Source organism: Microbacterium sp. Leaf320 (assembly GCF_001423485.1).
GTDB lineage: Bacteria > Actinomycetota > Actinomycetes > Actinomycetales > Microbacteriaceae > Microbacterium.
The window spans coordinates 482,528-497,864 of sequence record NZ_LMOD01000002.1; the positions used below are offsets into that span (position 1 = coordinate 482,528).

Annotated in this window: 16 protein-coding genes; 6 read left to right on the top strand and 10 right to left on the bottom strand. The window is 67.4% G+C overall.

The genetic code is table 11. From position 1 onward, the window contains the following. Window positions 1–114: 114 nt before the first annotated feature. Window positions 115–1,617 carry a hypothetical protein gene (locus tag ASF63_RS07130; RefSeq protein ID WP_056511347.1) on the top strand — a complete coding sequence of 501 codons (1,503 nt, stop codon included), beginning with the start codon at window positions 115–117 and terminating at the stop codon, window positions 1,615–1,617. Between the two features lie 3 nt (window positions 1,618–1,620). On the opposite strand, the gene ASF63_RS07135 is transcribed toward ASF63_RS07130, so the two are convergent. Beyond that, window positions 1,621–2,682: a LacI family DNA-binding transcriptional regulator gene (locus tag ASF63_RS07135; protein ID WP_056511352.1), complete on the bottom strand. Its 1,062-nt coding sequence runs from the start codon at window positions 2,680–2,682 to the stop codon at window positions 1,621–1,623. Window positions 2,683–2,741: 59 nt separating this feature from the next. Here ASF63_RS07135 and ASF63_RS07140 point away from each other — a divergent pair, with 59 nt between their 5' ends. Further along, complete coding sequence (locus tag ASF63_RS07140) at window positions 2,742–3,992, top strand: MFS transporter (protein WP_082478005.1); 1,251 nt, start codon at window positions 2,742–2,744, stop codon at window positions 3,990–3,992. 1 nt (window position 3,993) lies between these two features. Here the strand turns inward: ASF63_RS07140 and ASF63_RS07145 are convergent, their stop codons facing one another. Then, the gene (locus tag ASF63_RS07145; RefSeq protein WP_157534265.1) at window positions 3,994–4,341 is read right to left on the bottom strand and encodes a hypothetical protein; all 348 of its coding nucleotides are present in this window, start codon (window positions 4,339–4,341) and stop codon (window positions 3,994–3,996) included. Window positions 4,342–4,493: 152 nt separating this feature from the next. On the opposite strand from ASF63_RS07145, the gene nucS reads away from it, so the two are divergent. Continuing rightward, on the top strand, window positions 4,494–5,189 hold the full coding sequence (gene nucS, locus ASF63_RS07150; protein WP_056511357.1) for an endonuclease NucS: 696 nt from the start codon (window positions 4,494–4,496) through the stop codon (window positions 5,187–5,189). A gap of 63 nt (window positions 5,190–5,252) precedes the next feature. Next, window positions 5,253–5,918 (top strand): HAD hydrolase-like protein, encoded by a 666-nt coding sequence (locus ASF63_RS07155; RefSeq protein WP_056511361.1) that lies wholly within the window; start codon window positions 5,253–5,255, stop codon window positions 5,916–5,918. Between the two features lie 94 nt (window positions 5,919–6,012). Here the strand turns inward: ASF63_RS07155 and ASF63_RS07160 are convergent, their stop codons facing one another. Next, entirely contained in the window at window positions 6,013–6,219 is a 207-nt protein-coding gene (locus ASF63_RS07160; RefSeq protein WP_042540947.1) for a cold-shock protein, read from the bottom strand. Between the two features lie 562 nt (window positions 6,220–6,781). Here ASF63_RS07160 and ASF63_RS07165 point away from each other — a divergent pair. Next, a complete protein-coding gene (locus tag ASF63_RS07165; RefSeq protein WP_200933984.1) occupies window positions 6,782–7,600 on the top strand; it encodes a shikimate 5-dehydrogenase in 819 nt (272 codons plus the stop codon). A gap of 43 nt (window positions 7,601–7,643) precedes the next feature. Here the strand turns inward: ASF63_RS07165 and ASF63_RS07170 are convergent, their stop codons facing one another. Both ASF63_RS07170 and ASF63_RS07175 read right to left on the bottom strand, forming a co-directional pair. Continuing rightward, complete coding sequence (locus ASF63_RS07170) at window positions 7,644–8,429, bottom strand: aldo/keto reductase (RefSeq protein WP_056512830.1); 786 nt, start codon at window positions 8,427–8,429, stop codon at window positions 7,644–7,646. A gap of 91 nt (window positions 8,430–8,520) precedes the next feature. Then, window positions 8,521–9,708 (bottom strand): MFS transporter, encoded by a 1,188-nt coding sequence (locus tag ASF63_RS07175; protein WP_056511362.1) that lies wholly within the window; start codon window positions 9,706–9,708, stop codon window positions 8,521–8,523. A 113-nt stretch (window positions 9,709–9,821) separates the two neighbouring features. On the opposite strand from ASF63_RS07175, the gene ASF63_RS07180 reads away from it, so the two are divergent. Continuing rightward, window positions 9,822–10,271, top strand: coding sequence for a MarR family winged helix-turn-helix transcriptional regulator (locus ASF63_RS07180; protein ID WP_056511366.1), 450 nt, complete (start codon window positions 9,822–9,824; stop codon window positions 10,269–10,271). A gap of 42 nt (window positions 10,272–10,313) precedes the next feature. Here ASF63_RS07180 and ASF63_RS07185 read toward each other — a convergent pair whose 3' ends face one another. The 5 genes from ASF63_RS07185 to ASF63_RS07205 are packed head-to-tail and all read right to left on the bottom strand — an operon-like array spanning window position 10,314 to window position 15,311. Next, window positions 10,314–11,174: a phytanoyl-CoA dioxygenase family protein gene (locus ASF63_RS07185; RefSeq protein ID WP_056511369.1), complete on the bottom strand. Its 861-nt coding sequence runs from the start codon at window positions 11,172–11,174 to the stop codon at window positions 10,314–10,316. A 19-nt stretch (window positions 11,175–11,193) separates the two neighbouring features. Beyond that, entirely contained in the window at window positions 11,194–12,186 is a 993-nt protein-coding gene (locus tag ASF63_RS07190; protein WP_235560727.1) for a glycoside hydrolase family 43 protein, read from the bottom strand. Then, complete coding sequence (locus ASF63_RS07195; protein WP_056511374.1) at window positions 12,183–13,037, bottom strand: carbohydrate ABC transporter permease; 855 nt, start codon at window positions 13,035–13,037, stop codon at window positions 12,183–12,185. Before ASF63_RS07195 ends, ASF63_RS07190 begins: the two co-directional genes overlap by 4 nt. Then, entirely contained in the window at window positions 13,034–14,008 is a 975-nt protein-coding gene (locus ASF63_RS07200) for a carbohydrate ABC transporter permease (RefSeq protein ID WP_056511379.1), read from the bottom strand. The genes ASF63_RS07195 and ASF63_RS07200 overlap by 4 nt, the downstream gene beginning before the upstream one ends. Continuing rightward, the gene (locus tag ASF63_RS07205) at window positions 14,001–15,311 is read right to left on the bottom strand and encodes an ABC transporter substrate-binding protein (RefSeq protein WP_056511381.1); all 1,311 of its coding nucleotides are present in this window, start codon (window positions 15,309–15,311) and stop codon (window positions 14,001–14,003) included. Before ASF63_RS07205 ends, ASF63_RS07200 begins: the two co-directional genes overlap by 8 nt. Window positions 15,312–15,337 lie beyond the last annotated feature (26 nt).

The following is a 15,337-nucleotide window of genomic DNA, read 5'->3' on the forward strand; positions in this document are numbered from 1 at the left end:
CGACCACGCCACAGGGTCACCGAACCTTTCGGATCGCGCAGATGGTCGTGAATCGAGTCCGGATGCTGCCGTTCACGCCATTCGAACGTGCGCGGGCCGTGGCAGAGTAGCTCCGTGACACGGGCATGGGCGCGAGAGCTGGCCGGGTGGACTGCGGCCGCCGCCGTCTCGCTGATCACCGCAGCCACGGTGGCGGCGTCCGGCCGCGCCGAGCTGATGTTCCGCGACGGCGACTCACTGATCGTCGCGTTGGTCGCCCGGTCACTGCTCTCCGCAGAGAAGCTCGACTGGGCGATGTCGAGCGTGCTCTTCCTCCCCGAATCCGCCGGCTTCGCGGCTCTCGACGCTGCTCTCCCCCTGGGTGTGAACAGCCTCTTCGCGGTGAGCGGGGCACTGAACCTGCTCGCCCTGTACGGGGCGATCCGCCTGGTCGCGGGCCGGTCCCGCCCGGGTTCCGCTCCGGTGGCCTGGTCGCTCATCGCTCTCGCTGCTTTCGGCGCTCTGGCGATGACCGAGACGTCCCCTTCGCGCGACGCGCTCGAACTCGCGTCACTGCAGCTGACCACCACCTACTACTCGGCGACGGTCGTCGCCGTGATCCTTGCGGTCGGCATCATGCGACGGATGCTCGATCGACGAGCACGCGGCGTCGGACTCGCGGTCGCCCTCGGCGCGGTCGCTCTGGTCTCGACCCTCACCAACCCGCTCTTCGCCGTCTGGGCAACGGTGCCACTGATGTTCGTCCTCTGCGTCGCCGCCCTCCTCGACGCGGGCCGGCGGGTCCGCATCCTCACCTCGTCGGCCATCCTCGTCGGGGCGACCGGACTCGGCTTCCTCGCACGTATTCCGTTCGCGGCATGGATCGCGAACACCGGAGCCGGATACGCAAAGCCAGAGCTCTGGCTCGAATCGATCACCTACTACGGCGGACTGCTCGCCGACCGTCTCTCGACAGCGCCCTGCGTCCTGGCGTCGCTGATGACTCTGGCTCTCGTCGCGCTCGCCGTGGTCCGCACCGTTCGTGCGCCTGACGTCGGCTCGCGGTTGGTCGCCGTCATGGCCTGGGTGATGCCGCTGCTGGTCGTCGTCGGCGCCATCGCTCTCGGCACCCACGCGGCGCGCTACCTCCAGCCGGTCGTCTTCGCACCGCTGCTCGCCCTCGTCGCCGCGCCCCGTGTGGTGACCTTCCCTGTGCGCCTGCGCCGAGGGGCGGCCGCGGCTGCCGGCGCGCTGCTCCTCGTCGGCGGTTGCCTGAGCATCCCTCGCCTCGCGGATGCCGCGCAGCAGTCCGACAGCGACCTCGCGTGCATCACCGAGTGGGTGGATGCCTCCGGGCGTATCGGGGCAGGGCAGTTCTGGACAGTCCGTCTCCCCAAGCTCCACCTCGACGATCCGTCACAGCTGGTGCAGGTCGATCATCGGCTCAACGGATACGCGTGGCTCGTGAATCGCACCGACTTCGAGGTCGGCGAGGTCTCGTTCCTCGTCGAAGACTCCCAGACCGTGCAGTGGGACCTCCCGGAATCCGCCGTTCCCGACCGAGTCATCGACTGCGGCCGTTACTCGATCCTCGACTTCGGTGCCGCATCTCTGCCCCTCGGCCCTGCGCACAGCTGAGGGTCAGCGCGCGGGCGGTGCCGTCGTCGTGCCCTCGCGGAACCGACAGGTGAGGTGCAGCGTCAGGCCGGGCTCGCCTCGGAGCATCCGGGCGACCTGCTCGCCCGCCGCGCGCCCCTTCTCGACGGCCGGCTGCACGCTCGTGGTGAGCACAAGATCGCCGAGGCCGTCCGCAGCGATTCCGTCGAAGCCCGCGACCGACAGGTCTTCGGGCACGCGGAGTCCGACTTCCTCCGCCGCGCGGACGATCCCGACCGCGATGAGGTCGCTCTGGGCAAGGATGGCCGTCGGCCGCGACTCGGCATCCGCCAGCAGAATGCGTCCGGCGAGAAGACCCTCATCGATCAGGCTGCCGCCCGCCGAGATCGCCGGTGCGTCCGGGAAGATCTCGCGCATGCCGGCGAGGCGATCGATCGTCACGTCGACGGTCGCGGTGTCGATGCGCTCCTGCGTGACGGGGCCTCGCTCGCGTCCGGTGTCGAGCGGCAGAGTGACGAGGGCGACGTCGCGGTGCCCCAGATCGCGCAGATGACGGGCGACATCGGCGGCCGCCGCGGCGTTGTCGAGGGTGATCCTCGGAATCCCCTCGCCCGCATCGCCCTCGATCACGACGACGGGCAGACCACGACTGCGCACGATGTCGAGCGAGGCCTTGGTGCGGCCGGAGCAGCCGATCAGTACGACGGCATCGACCGGCGCGTTCGACAGCGATGATCCGTCATCGCCGGGCTCGTCGCGCATGAGCAGGATGCCCGCGCTCAGGTCGGCCATCCCGTCTGTGAGGCCGTCCATCATGGCGGTGGTCACCGGATCGAGGAACGCCGCCCGCAGGTGGCCTTCGAGCACCACGGCGACGATGCCGCTGCGTCCGCGGCGCAGCGAGGCAGCGCGCGGGTCGGGTCCGGCGTAGCCGAGTTCGGCAGCGACCGCGAGCACCCGCTCACGAGTGGCCGGTGCCACGTTCGCCTTGCCGCTGAAGACGACGGATGCGGTCGACGTCGCCACGCCGGCCGCGCGTGCGACGTCAGCGATCGTCGCGCGGCGCGTGGTCTCGTGACTCGTCATACTCCGAGGATAGCTCCCCCGGTTCCCTCCCATCGAATCGATTCGATATGCTGTCGATCATGGACACGGCTCTCTCCCGATCGCAGTACGTGCGCTGGCGCACGGCGATCTTCGCGATCTTCCTCGCCAGCGGTCTGTCGATCGCCACCTGGGCATCGCGCGTCCCCGACATCAAGCTCGCGCTCGAGGTCGACAAGGCACAGGTCGGCATGCTGCTGCTCGGCGCGGGAATCGCGTCGATCATCGGAATCTCGACCAGTCCCGCGATCATGGCGCGCACCGGCGCACGCCTCGGCATGATGGTGTCGATCTTCACCTTCGCGTCCGGCGTCGCGCTGATCGGCATCGGAGCCAATGTGCTCGGCTCGTATGCCGTCGTGCTCATCGGCCTGGTGCTGTTCGGCCTCGGCAACGGATGCGTCGACGTCATGATGAACGTCGAGGCCACGGCGATCGAGCAGCACTCGGGAAAGACGATCCTCCCGCTCTTCCACGCGTTCTTCAGCTTCGGCACGGTCATCGGAGCCGGGCTCGGAGCCCTCGCCGCGCAGCTGCAGATCAACGTCTTCACGCACACCCTCGTGATCGCGGTGCTGATCGCCGCGATCGGTGTCGTCAGCATCGCCAGCGTCCCCCGACGTCAGGAGGCGCTCGACCCGAGCGAGGACGACGCCGAGAAGCCGCACTGGCGCGAGCGGATGCACGTCGCCATGTCGGCCTGGCGCGAACCTCGCACGTATGCGATCGGTGTCGTGATGCTCGGCATGTCCTTCGCCGAGGGCGGCGCCAACGACTGGCTCGCCCTGGGGGTCGCCGAAGACCACGGTGGCGGAACCGCACTCGGCGCGGCCGCCCTCGCCACCTTCTCGGTCGCGATGACGGTCGTGCGCGTCTTCGGTGGGCCACTGGTCGACCGATTCGGCCGGGTGGCGGTGCTGCGCATTCTGGCGGTCGCCGCGGCATCCGGCATCCTGCTGTTCATCCTCGCGCCGAGCCTTCCGCTGGTGTTCGCGGGTGCGGCGCTGTGGGGCATCGGCGCTTCGCTCGGCTTCCCGCTCGGCATGTCCGCTGCAGCGGACGACCCCGCCAAGGCGGCCGCCCGCGTGAGCGCCGCGGCGACGATCGGCTACATCTCGTTCCTGGGTGGCCCGCCGGTGCTCGGCTTCATCAGCGAGCACATCGGTCTGCTCAACACCCTGTTCATCCTGGTCGGCCTCGTCGTGCTCTCGGGTCTGTTCTCGGGCGCCGCCCGCCCGCTGCGCCAGGACGAGATGTCGACGCCTCCCGTCGCCGTGAAGTCGGTCTCGTAGATCAACGGGCGACGAGGAGGCGCGGTGCCGGGCCTTCGAGCCGGGCGATGGCGATCTTCACCTCTCCGAGCTCCGTCTTCACCTGGGCGACATCGAGCTTCACCTCGCCGAGCTCGACCTTCACCTGGACGACATCGAGCTTCAGCTCCCGGAGATCAGCCTTCACCTCCCTGAGATCGGCCTTCACTCCGGCGATATCCGTCTCCAGGTGGCCGAACCGCGCATCCATGCGTTGCTCGGACCTCTCGAAACGCGCATCCGTCCGACTGATCATCCACCCGAACCCCGCGGCCAGCCCGAGCAGCGTGGACGCGACAGTCACGATCATCGTCACCAGTTCGATCGACACGCTCATCTCCTCATCTTCGGCCTGCTCGCCCAGAATGTCAGGATCCAGTCCGGCGAAGTCGCGCGGGCGGCGAGGCCACGGTGCATGTGGAAACTCCGGCGCTGATGCTGATGTCAGCAGAAGGAGTCGACCCGACGAAGTAGGCTCGACGGGTGCGTCTCGTCATCGCCCGCTGCTCCGTGGATTACACGGGCCGCCTCAACGCCCATCTCCCGCTCGCCACGCGTCTGCTCGTGCACAAGGGAGACGGGAGTCTGCTCGTGCACTCCGACGGCGGCAGCTACAAGCCGCTGAACTGGATGAGCCCGCCGTGCACGCTCGCCACCGAGGAACCGGGCGAAGAGGAGTCCATCGCCGGAGTCACCGAGGTCTGGCGCGTCACGCACAAGAAGACCGGCGACGCTCTGCGCGTGCAGATCTACGAGATCCTGCACGACACCAACCACGACCTCGGCATCGACCCCGGACTGCAGAAGGACGGCGTCGAAGCCGACCTGCAGCGTCTGCTGGCGGAACAGGTCGACCGCATCTCCGACGGCGCGACACTGGTGCGTCGCGAGTACCCGACGGCGATCGGCCCGGTCGACCTGCTCGTGCGGGATGCCGACGGCGCGGCCATCGCTGTCGAGATCAAACGCCGCGGCGACATCGACGGCGTCGAGCAGCTCACCCGCTACCTCGAGCTGCTGGGTCGCGACCCTCACCTCGCACCCGTGCAGGGCGTCTTCGCCGCGCAGGAGATCAAGCCGCAGGCGCGTGTGCTGGCCGAGGACCGCGGCATCCGCTGTCTCGTGCTCGACTACGACGACATGAAGGGCATCGAGTCCGGCATCCCCCGCCTCTTCTGAGGCGAACTGCACACATGTTCATAGCGGTCGGTCGACTCGTGCATTGCCCATAGGCTGGAAGACATGGCTTCTTCCCCCTACTCCTGCGTACTCTGGGACGTCGACGGCACTATCGCCGACGCGTCGGTCGGCATCCTCCGTCGACTGAATGTCGCCCTCACCCACTTCGGGCACCCGGCGCCGACACGCGAGGAGCTGGTGCACTGGATCGGCCCGCCGATGTTCCAGTCGTTCCAGGCGCAGGCGGGAATGACTCCCGAGCAGTCCGCCGAGGCCGTGGCGTTCTACCGGACGCTCGGCAAGGCCGACGGCTACACGACCGACGTCGCCACCTACCCCGGCGTGCCCGAGATCATCCGCGACCTGCACGCCGCCGGTGTGCCGCAGGCGACCGCGAGCTCGAAGCCCGAGATCCAGGTCGACGCGATCATCGACTTCTTCGAACTGCGCCCGTACTTCCTCACGACGGTCGGTGCGACTCCCGACGAGTCGACCCTCGCATCGAAGACCGACATCGTGGCCGAGGCCCTGCGTCGGCTCGCCGAGCGAGGTGCGGACGTGTCACGGCCGGTGCTCATCGGGGACCGCCACCACGACGTCGAGGGCGGCAACGCGAACGGCGTGCCCGTGATCTTCGTCGAGTGGGGCTTCAGCGACGCACACGAAGGCGACGAGGCCGCGTTCCGCGCTGCATCTGCCGACGAGTTGCGTGCACTGCTGCTCAGCTGACCGCCGAGGCCGGCCCCCGGAAAGCACAGAACTCCCTGCCGGAGGTCGCAGCGAGTGCGGATCCCCGGTCAGGGAGTTCTATGGACGTCCGCTCTCAGAGCGGACGGATGTTCTCAGCCTGCAGGCCCTTGGGGCCCTGCGCCACGTCGAACTCGACTCGCTGGTTCTCTTCGAGAGAGCGGTAGCCGGATGACTCGATGGCGGAGTAGTGCGCGAAAACGTCAGCGCCGCCGTCGTCGGGGGAGATGAAGCCGAAGCCCTTCTCCGAGTTGAACCACTTAACCGTGCCCTGGGTGCTCATGTACTGCCTGTTCTGCTGGAAAGAAGCCGACGCAGGATGCCCCGACGTGCTCCACGCTAGTGGAGCACGCGCTGAGCGGAAGTCCCGAGGTCAGCCCGTAACCCAAATGTTGCATGAGCGGTAATCATCGGTCACACGCGCGGCACTCGTCTCGACAACGAGTGGTGCCCGAAAAATGGTGTGGCCCTCACCGCGGGGGGAGCGATGAGGGCCAAAGACGACCGGAGGGTGCGTCAGATTCCAGCCTAACCCCTCCGAGACCCTTTTGTCCCCCATATGGGGGACAAATCGGAAAAAATTTGAATGACGTGTGGTCAGCGGCCCTCTCGAGCAGCCCGTTGGGGACGGAACCGCTCGAGAGGGCCCAATCGCGTGCACGGATCGCCTTTGCCTCTGGGGAAGGCAGCCCGTCATCTGGGGTGGACGGAGACGATCAATCCCCTGTGCACGCACCTTCACACTAGGGGAGCCTGCTCCGCGACGCCATGGGGGTTGACCTCGGGCGATCTCGGTGAAGGCCTTTCGCCCGGTCGCGCGGAGATTCCGCGAGTAGCCTGGGTCGGTGACCATGCTGAACAAAGACATGACGCTGTGCATCTCGCTGTCCGCGCGCCCGAGCAACAACGGAACCCGATTCCATAACTTCCTCTACGAGGAGCTGGGGTTGAACTGGATCTACAAGGCGTTCGCACCGACCGACCTCGGACAGGCGATCGCCGGCGTGCGCGGCCTCGGCATCCGCGGATGCGCGATCTCGATGCCCTACAAAGAGGACGTGATCGCACTCGTCGACCGCATGGACCCGTCGGCCACCGCGATCGACTCGGTCAACACCATCGTGAACGACAACGGCGTGCTCACGGCCTACAACACCGACTACAGCGCGATCGCCCAGCTGATCGAGCGGAACACTCTCGACCCGTCGTCATCCGTGCTGCTTCGCGGTTCCGGCGGTATGGCGAAGGCGACGGCCGCTGCCTTCCGTGACGCCGGATTCTCGCGCGTCACCATCGCGGCGCGCAACGAGGAGCGCRGTCGCGGGCTCGCCGACCTCTACGGGTTCGACTGGACGGCGGATGCGGATGCCGTGACCGCCGACGTCATCGTCAACATCACCCCGATCGGTATGGCCGGCGGCGCCGACGAGCACACCGTGTCGTTCTCGGGTGCGCAGATCGCCGCGGCATCCGTCGTGTTCGACGTCGTGGCTCTTCCCGCCGAGACTCCGCTGATCGAGGCGGGGCGCGCAGCCGGGAAGACCGTGATCACGGGAGCCGAGGTCGCGACTCTGCAGGCGCTCGAGCAGTTCCTGCTCTACACCGGCATCCGCCCGACCCCCGAGCAGGTCGCCGCAGCCGAGGAGTTCATGCGGGCGCAGTAGCCACCGCGCCCGCACGACCCGATCAGCTCAGCGGCCGATCGGCTCAGCCGTTGAACTCGGCCGGGTGCGGTCCTGTCCGGCAGTCGCGCTCGAGAGCATCGATCGTCGCAAGTTCCGCGGCGTCCAGCACGAAGTCGAACACGTCGAGGTTCTGCGCGATGCGCGCCGGGGTCACCGATTTCGGGATCACGACACGACCCTGCTGCAGATGCCAGCGCAGCACCACCTGTGCGGGAGTCTTGCCGTGGCGGTCGGCGATATCGACCACGGAGGCGTCACCGAGCACGGCGCCCTGCGCGAGCGGGCTCCAGGCCTCCGTGACGATGCCGCGCTCGGTGTTCGCCGCGGCGACCGCGCGATTCTGCAACGCAGGATGCAGCTCGACCTGGTTGACGACGGGCACGATGCCCCCGTCGGACGAGATCCGCTCGAGGTGCTGCGGCTCGAAGTTCGACACCCCGATCGCGCGCACTCGCCCGTCGGCGTAGAGCTTCTCGAGGGCCCGCCACGTCTCGGCATACGTTCCGAGCGCGGGCGTGGGCCAGTGGATCAGATACAGGTCGAGGTGGTCGAGGCCGAGGCGCTCGAGCGACTCGTCGTATGCGCGGAGTGCGGCGTCGTAGCCGTGGTCGGCGATCCAGACCTTGGAGGTCACGAAGAGATCGCTGCGGTCGATGCCCGACTGGCTGAGCGCGCGGCCGACGCCCGCTTCGTTGCCGTAGATCGCCGCGGTGTCGATGCTGCGGTATCCGGCGTCGAGGGCTGCGGCGACGGCCGCCGTCGTCTCGGCATCCGGCACCTGGAAGACGCCGTAGCCGAGCTGCGGCATCTCGATGCCGTTGTTCAGGGTGACGGTGGGGATGGTGGGAGTGCTCACTGCTGTGTCCTTCTTGTTCTGTCTGCGGTTCGGGATCGGAGCGTCAGGCGGCGACGGTCTGCAGGGTGCCGGTGGCGGCCGGCGCTGGCCGACGGGCGGTGACCATCGCGATCGCCATCACGATGAGGGCGGATGCCGTGATCGCCGCGCCGATCCAGATGGGAGAGGTGTAGCCGAGGCCTGCGGCGATGCCGAGCCCGCCGGCCCAGGCGCCGAGTGCGTTGCCGACGTTGAACGCGCCGATGTTCGCTCCCGAGGCGAGGGTCGGTGCTCCGCCCGCATAGTGCATGATGCGGCTCTGCAGCCCCGGCACCGTGCCGAAGCCGAAGGCGCCCATCAGCACGAGGATCGCGATCGTCACCGGCTGCGACCATGCGAAGAAGCCGAACAGGATCAGCACGACGGCCAGAGCGGCGATGAAGATCAGGAGAGTGCGGTCGATCGAGCGATCGGCCAGGCGTCCGCCGATCCAGTTGCCGGCCACGAGTCCCGCCCCGAAGAGCACGAGCAGCCACGGCACCGTGGTGTCGGCGAAGCCCGTGACGCCGGTCAATGTGTACGCGATGTAGGTGAAGGCGCCGAACATCCCGCCGAACGCGAGTGCGGTGACGATGAGCGAAAGCCACACCTGGCCCGAACGGAAGGCACGGAGCTCGCTCCGAAGGCTCACCTGCTGGCCGGTGGCCTTCGGGGCAGTGACGAGCAGCGCGATCCCGGCGAACGCGACCACGCCTATGGCCGAGATCACCCAGAAGGTCGAACGCCAGCCGAACTGCTGGCCGAGGAACGTACCGAAAGGAACGCCGAACACGTTGGCGGCCGTGAGGCCGGTGAACATGATGGCGATCGCCCGCGCCTTCTTCTCGGGGGCGACGAGCTCGGCTGCGACGACTGCCCCGATGCCGAAGAACGCGCCGTGGCAGAGGGCGGCGATGATGCGGCCGATCATGGCGATCGTGTAGTCGGGGGCGAGCGCGGTCAGCGCGTTGCCCGCGATGAACAGCACCACGAGTCCGAGCAGCACGGGCTTGCGCGGCAGTCGCGTCGTGGCGGCGGTGAGGCCGAGCGCGCCGACGACGACGCTCAGCGCGTAGCCCGAGATGAGCCAGCCGGCCGTGGCCTCTGCGACCCCGAAGTCGGTGGCCACCTCGGGAAGGAGGCCCATGATCACGAACTCGGTGAGTCCGATCCCGAAGGCGCCGATGGCGAGTGCGATGAGTCCGAGTGGCATGGGTGCGCTCCGAAGTCCTCTGCTAAAGTAGTTGCAGACGCGGGATATTGCGTCCGAGGGATAATCATTGCACACGCAAGTATCCCGCGCAAGCAACTACTTCGGAGGTCACTGTGGGCATCTCAGACGACGCTGTCGAGATCCGCGCTCGGGGCTGGCGCACGCTCGCCGCTCTGCACGGCATCATCGAGGCAGATCTCGAGAAGGCGCTCGGCGCATCGGTGGGACTCTCCGTCGTCGAGTACACGGTGCTCGACGCGCTCAGCAGGCAGGACGGCTGGCACATGCGCATGCAGCAGCTCGCCCGTGCGACGGCCCTGAGCCCGAGCGCGACGACACGGCTCGTGACGCGTCTGGAAGACCGGGGGCTGCTCACTCGCATCCTCTGCGCCGACGACCGCCGAGGCATCTACACCGAGCTCACCCCGGCTGGCCTGTCGCTGTACGAGCAGGCGCACCCGATCCATGACGACACCCTCGAACGCGCGCTGAGCGATGCGGTGACCCAGCCCGAGCTCGCGCCGGTCGTGCACGCTCTGCAGGGTTCGACGGTCGAGGCCTAGTCGCCTGAGCGCCTGAGCGCCTGAGCGCCTGAGCGCCTGAGATCAGGCGTCGCCCATCATCAACCCCTCGATGGAGTGTCGCTGCGTGATCGGAGTGAGCTCTTCGACGACGGGGCAGACGAGATGGCGCTGAATCCGCGCGGGAAGCGAGTCGTAGAACCGTCGCGTGACCGCCATGTCGTGGTGCTCGGCGTTGCCTGCGCCGGCGGCATCGACACCGAGCACGAGGACCGGACGAGCCTTCGCCGAGAAGTTCGCCGTGCCGCGATGGATCGTGAGCGCCGATCGCACAGAGACGTCCCCGCGCTGCGGGTACTTTCTCACAGCGAGGTTCTGGAAGCGCGGGTACAGCGCCTCCGCGGGGAACATCTCGTGTGCGAAGTCGATCGGAAGATCCCACTGGGTCGTCGGCGCGATCTCGAACGGCCCCATGTCCTGCTCGGTGTCGACCGCGGTGACGTTGAACGCCAGTGAGGTCAGGCGACCGCCGTCGGCGGTCTCAGCGGGCATGGGGAAGTCTCGGTGCCAGGGCTGGTCCTTCGCACCGGGGTTGGGGACGTCGAACCCGAGTTCGACGATCTCGTAGTCGGGCCCGAGCACGGCAGTGCAGACCTCGCGGACCCAGGGGTGGTCGACCAGATCGAGCCACCCGCGCATCTGCTCCGGGTGGATCTCGACATAGTGGCGATTCGTTCCCCGCCCCACTGCCCCGCCCGGTCGACCGAGTGCCTCTTCGTAGGCAACCTCGATGTCCTCTCGCAGGCGGTCGGCCCATTCGCTGGTGAACAGACCCTTGCGCGCGTCGACACCTGCCTCGTACAGCGCGATGACCGTCGACGCCGTGTCCGGGTCGAGAGTCGTCACGTCAGGGGTGTTCGGATTCGCCTGCGTGCGATCTTGCATAGATACCGTTCCTTCGGTGTCAGTCAGTGGTCGCGAGACGAACGGAGGGCGTGGCGCCCTCCCAGTCGAGAGGCAGGGCGGCGAGGCCCCGATAGATGAAGAGGTCGTCCCAGCCGTGGAAGACGAGCACGTCGCCGTCGGGTGTCGAGACGATGTCCTGACCGCCCGGACCGAGGTAGCGGTCGTCGGCGGACGAGGTGGAGAGGACGGGCTCCGGCAGCTTCTCGAACGGTCCTAGCAGCGACGGGGCCGTCGCCGCCCCGATCGCGTAGTCCTCGGAACCGTAGTCGTTCGCCGAGTAGAGCAGCACGTAGGCGCCGTCGCGCTTGACCAGCACCGGAGCCTCCACTAGGCGCCCTTCCCATTCCTCGGTCTGCATGACCAATCGAGTCGCCGGTCCCGCCAGCTGGGTGCCGTCGGCCGAGACGGGCGCGATCTGGATCCACGTGTCGAGCTCGCAGCAGTTGCCGTCGTTCTTCCACAGGAGGAACCGCGACCCGTCGTCGTCGACGAAGGCGGCGGGGTCGATCGCCCCGCCCTCCTCGAGCGGGCAGACCATCGGCTCCGCGCCGACAGCGACATAGGGGCCAGTCACCGAGGCGGAGGTCGCCGATCCGATGCATTGCCTCCCGGAGGCAGCGTGCTCAGCCGAGAAGTACATCACGAAGGTCCCGTCGGCTCGTTCCGAGACGTCCGGCGCCCAGGTTCGCCCGGCGCTCGCCCATTCCGGAAGGACCGGCAGCGCGTCATCGGTCGAGACGTCCCATGAGGCCAGGTCCGCCGACGTGGCGAACTGCACGTTCGCGCCCTGGTTCTCGGTGGCGAAGGCGACGTAGCCGCCATCGCCCTCGACGATGTCCGGATCGGCGAAATCCTGGTCGATGAGGAACGGCGCCCGTTCCACGGTCACCTCGGGCTCGGCCTCCGCGGAGCATCCGACGACACCGACGCCCAGAGTGAGCATGATGCCTGCGGCGACCGCCGAGGCGCGCTTCTTCGCGACATGTGTCACCCCTTGACCGCCGATCCGGCGACGGACTCGACGATCTGTCGCTGCGCGATCGCGAAGAGAATCAGCACGGGCACGGATGCGATCACCGCTCCCGCCATCACGATCGCGAAGTGCGTCGAGTAGGCGCCCTGCAACTGGCTGAGTCCCGGCTGCAACGTGAGGTTCTCGGGGCTCAGCAGCACATACACGGGCCAGAGGAAGTCGTTCCAGTTGCCCAGGAACGACAGCACCGCCAGAGTCGCCAGCGCGGGGCGGGCGAGCGGAAGCACCACCTGCACGAAGATGCGGATGTCGCCGGCACCGTCGATGCGCGCGGCTTCTTCGATCTCGGGCGGCAGCCCGACGAAGAACTGTCGCAGGAAGAAGATCCCGAAGGCACCGGCGGCACCGGGCACGGTGATGGCCCAGATCGTATCGAGCCAGCCGAGGTTCTGGACGATCAGATAGTTCGGTATGAGGAAGACCACCGGGGGCACGAGGAGTGTCGCGATGATGACGCCGAAGATGATCCTCTTGCCTGCGAACTCGAGCCGAGCCAGTGCATACGCCCCCATCGACGCCGTCACGAGGATCAGGACGGTCTGCAGGGTCGCGGCGGCGAAGCTGTTCCAGAGCCAGAGGAAGATCGGCTGCTCTCCCGAGCCGAGCAGGCTCTGGTAGGCCTCGATCGAGAACGGGTCCGGCAGGGAGAACGGCGATCTGATCGCGTCGGCATCGGTCTTGAACGACGTGATCAGCATCCACAGAAGCGGGAGGACGATCACCAGAGCCAGTGCGATGAGCGCGGCATAGAGGGCGATCCGCCCCCACGTGCGGCGGGCGGACGGGCGACGGGTCAGTGCTGTGGTCATGATGCCTTCTCGACTCGTTCGCGCTGCAGCCGGAAGTTGATCACGCTGACGATCGCGAGCGCGAGGAACAGGATGTAGCTCATGGCGGCAGCCGGTGCCATGTTGTTCTGCGAGAGACCCTGGTCGGCGATGTACATGATCACCGTCCGCGTCTCGGTGCCCGGGCCGCCCTTCGTGAGGAGGTAGGACTGGCCGAACATGTTCGCCGACGCGAGGATCGTGGTCGTGGTGATGAAGGTCATCACCGGGCGGAGTCCTGGAAGGGTGACGCTGGAGAACTTCCTCATCGCGCCGGCGCCGTCGAGGGCGGCCGCCTCGTAGAGGTCGCCGTTGATCCCTTTGAGGCCGGCGAGGAAGATGATCGTGTTGAGTCCCATGGTCCACCAGACGGTGACGCCGACGATGGAGACCCAGACCCAGGGGACGTCGACCGTCCACGGGATGTCCGAGGGGAGCCCGACCAGACCGAGCAGGTGGTTCAGGATCCCGGACTGCGTGTCGAAGATGTAGCCCCAGATCACGCCGATGACCGCGACGCCCAGCACGTAGGGGGCGAAGAAGATCGTTCGGAACGTCGTCGCGGCGCGGATGCGCTGGTTCAGGAGGATCGCCACGAGAAGGGGGATGACGACGAGGAACGGCACGCTGATGACGATGAAGATCCCGGTGACGCTCATCGACTTCCAGAAGTCGCTGGAGAGTACGTTGCCCGGGGTGAAGAGATCGATGTAGTTCTGGAATCCGACGAACTCCTGCACGTCGCGGAACGGGCTCCAGTTGGTGAGGCTCATCCAGATGCCGAAGATCCCGGGACCCGCGACGAACGTCAGGAAGAGCACGAGGAACGGCGCGAGGAACAGATACGCGGTGAGCGTCTTGCGCCGAGAGGATGCGGAACCCGCAGGGGTGCGCGGGTGTCGCCCCCCAGCGCTGCGGCGCTGGGGGGCGACGAGGGTGGCTGTCTCAGTCACCGTACTTGGCCCGGTTCTGCTCGAGGATCTGATCGGCCTTGGCCGCGGCGTCGTCGAGCGCGGTCTTCGGATCCTTCTTGCCGGTGAGGGCCTCGTTCAGTGCGAGGGTGATCTGCGCGTTGACCTCGGAGATCCCCGGCGAGACCGTCTCGTAGTGGGCGTACTCCAGCTGCTCCATGAAGGGGGCGAGGTTCGGGTACGTCGACAGCAGCTCGGGGTCTTCACGCACCGAGTTCGCGGCAGGAAGCTCACCGGTCTCGGCCCATCCGAGGGAGTTGTCGTTCATCCACTTCACGAAGACCGATGCGGCCGCCGTCTCGTTCGCGTCCTGGCCCTTGTTGGCCGGGAACACCCAGTGGGTCGAGCTCGACCACACGGCCTTCTCGTCGCCGATCTGCGGCACGGGTGCCGGCGCCCAGTCGAGGTCGTCGAAGGCGGTGTTCGTCGTCTGCCAGACGCCGTTCCAGTTGAACGCGGTGTCGCCGGCGATGAGCGCCTTGATATTGCCGTCCTGTGCGACGTTCGCAGGGCTGTACCCCTTGTCGACCATGTCGGTCATCCAGGTGAGGGCCTTCACACCGGCCTCCGAGTTGAACGTGGCCTCCGTGACATCCTCGTTGTAGAGGTCTCCGCCGAACTGCCAGATCAGGCTCTGAAACTCGAACGTGCCGGTGAAGACATAGCCGTCGACCCACTCACCCTGCACCCCAGCGCCCTTCAGCGCGTCGAGTGCGGCCAGGTAGGACGCCTCGTCGGTCGGGATCTCGGTGATTCCTGCCTTCGCGAGCACCGTCTTGTTCGTGTACAGGCCCAGCGGCGTCACGCTCCACGGCACGGCGTACTGGGTGTCCTGGTAGTTGCCCTTGTCGAAGACGGTCGGCGGGAAGTCCTCCGCCGCGTATCCGAGCCCGTCGATGATCTCGCCCGAGTCGAGCAGCAGGTTCTGCGCCGCGTAAGTGGCCAGGTCGTCTCCGTGCAGCACAGCGACATCGGGCCCCTTGCCCGCCTTGATGGCGAGGGGCATCTTCGCGGTGATGTCTGCCCACTCCTGCGGGACGGCCTTCACGGTGATGTTGTCGTGCTCCGCGTTGAACTCTTTGATGAGCTCGGGGACGATCTTGGGAGCTGCTCCACCCGTCCAGCCGTGCCAGAAGGTGATCTCGACATCAGGCCCGGTGTACTCACCGTCGCCGGAGACGCCGCCTCCCCCGGTGCCTGCGGACGCCGCGCACCCTGATGCTGTGATGCCGATGGCGAGTGCGATGCCTGCACCTATCGCTCGGCGAGCCCATGGACTGTTCATGTGATTGCTCTCCTTTGAGTGACTCC

Excerpts from the sequence above, each read along its gene's own strand:
- ASF63_RS07135 (WP_056511352.1), bottom strand. The coding sequence starts at position 2,682 with ATGACGAGTCACGAGACCACGCGCCGCGCGACGATCGCTGACGTCGCA.
- ASF63_RS07140 (WP_082478005.1), top strand. The coding sequence starts at position 2,742 with ATGGACACGGCTCTCTCCCGATCGCAGTACGTGCGCTGGCGCACGGCG.
- ASF63_RS07155 (WP_056511361.1), top strand. The coding sequence starts at position 5,253 with ATGGCTTCTTCCCCCTACTCCTGCGTACTCTGGGACGTCGACGGCACT.
- ASF63_RS07160 (WP_042540947.1), bottom strand. The coding sequence starts at position 6,219 with ATGAGCACCCAGGGCACGGTTAAGTGGTTCAACTCGGAGAAGGGCTTC.
- ASF63_RS07170 (WP_056512830.1), bottom strand. The coding sequence starts at position 8,429 with ATGCCGCAGCTCGGCTACGGCGTCTTCCAGGTGCCGGATGCCGAGACG.
- ASF63_RS07175 (WP_056511362.1), bottom strand. The coding sequence starts at position 9,708 with ATGCCACTCGGACTCATCGCACTCGCCATCGGCGCCTTCGGGATCGGA.
- ASF63_RS07185 (WP_056511369.1), bottom strand. The coding sequence starts at position 11,174 with ATGCAAGATCGCACGCAGGCGAATCCGAACACCCCTGACGTGACGACT.
- ASF63_RS07195 (WP_056511374.1), bottom strand. The coding sequence starts at position 13,037 with ATGACCACAGCACTGACCCGTCGCCCGTCCGCCCGCCGCACGTGGGGG.
- ASF63_RS07205 (WP_056511381.1), bottom strand. The coding sequence starts at position 15,311 with ATGAACAGTCCATGGGCTCGCCGAGCGATAGGTGCAGGCATCGCACTC.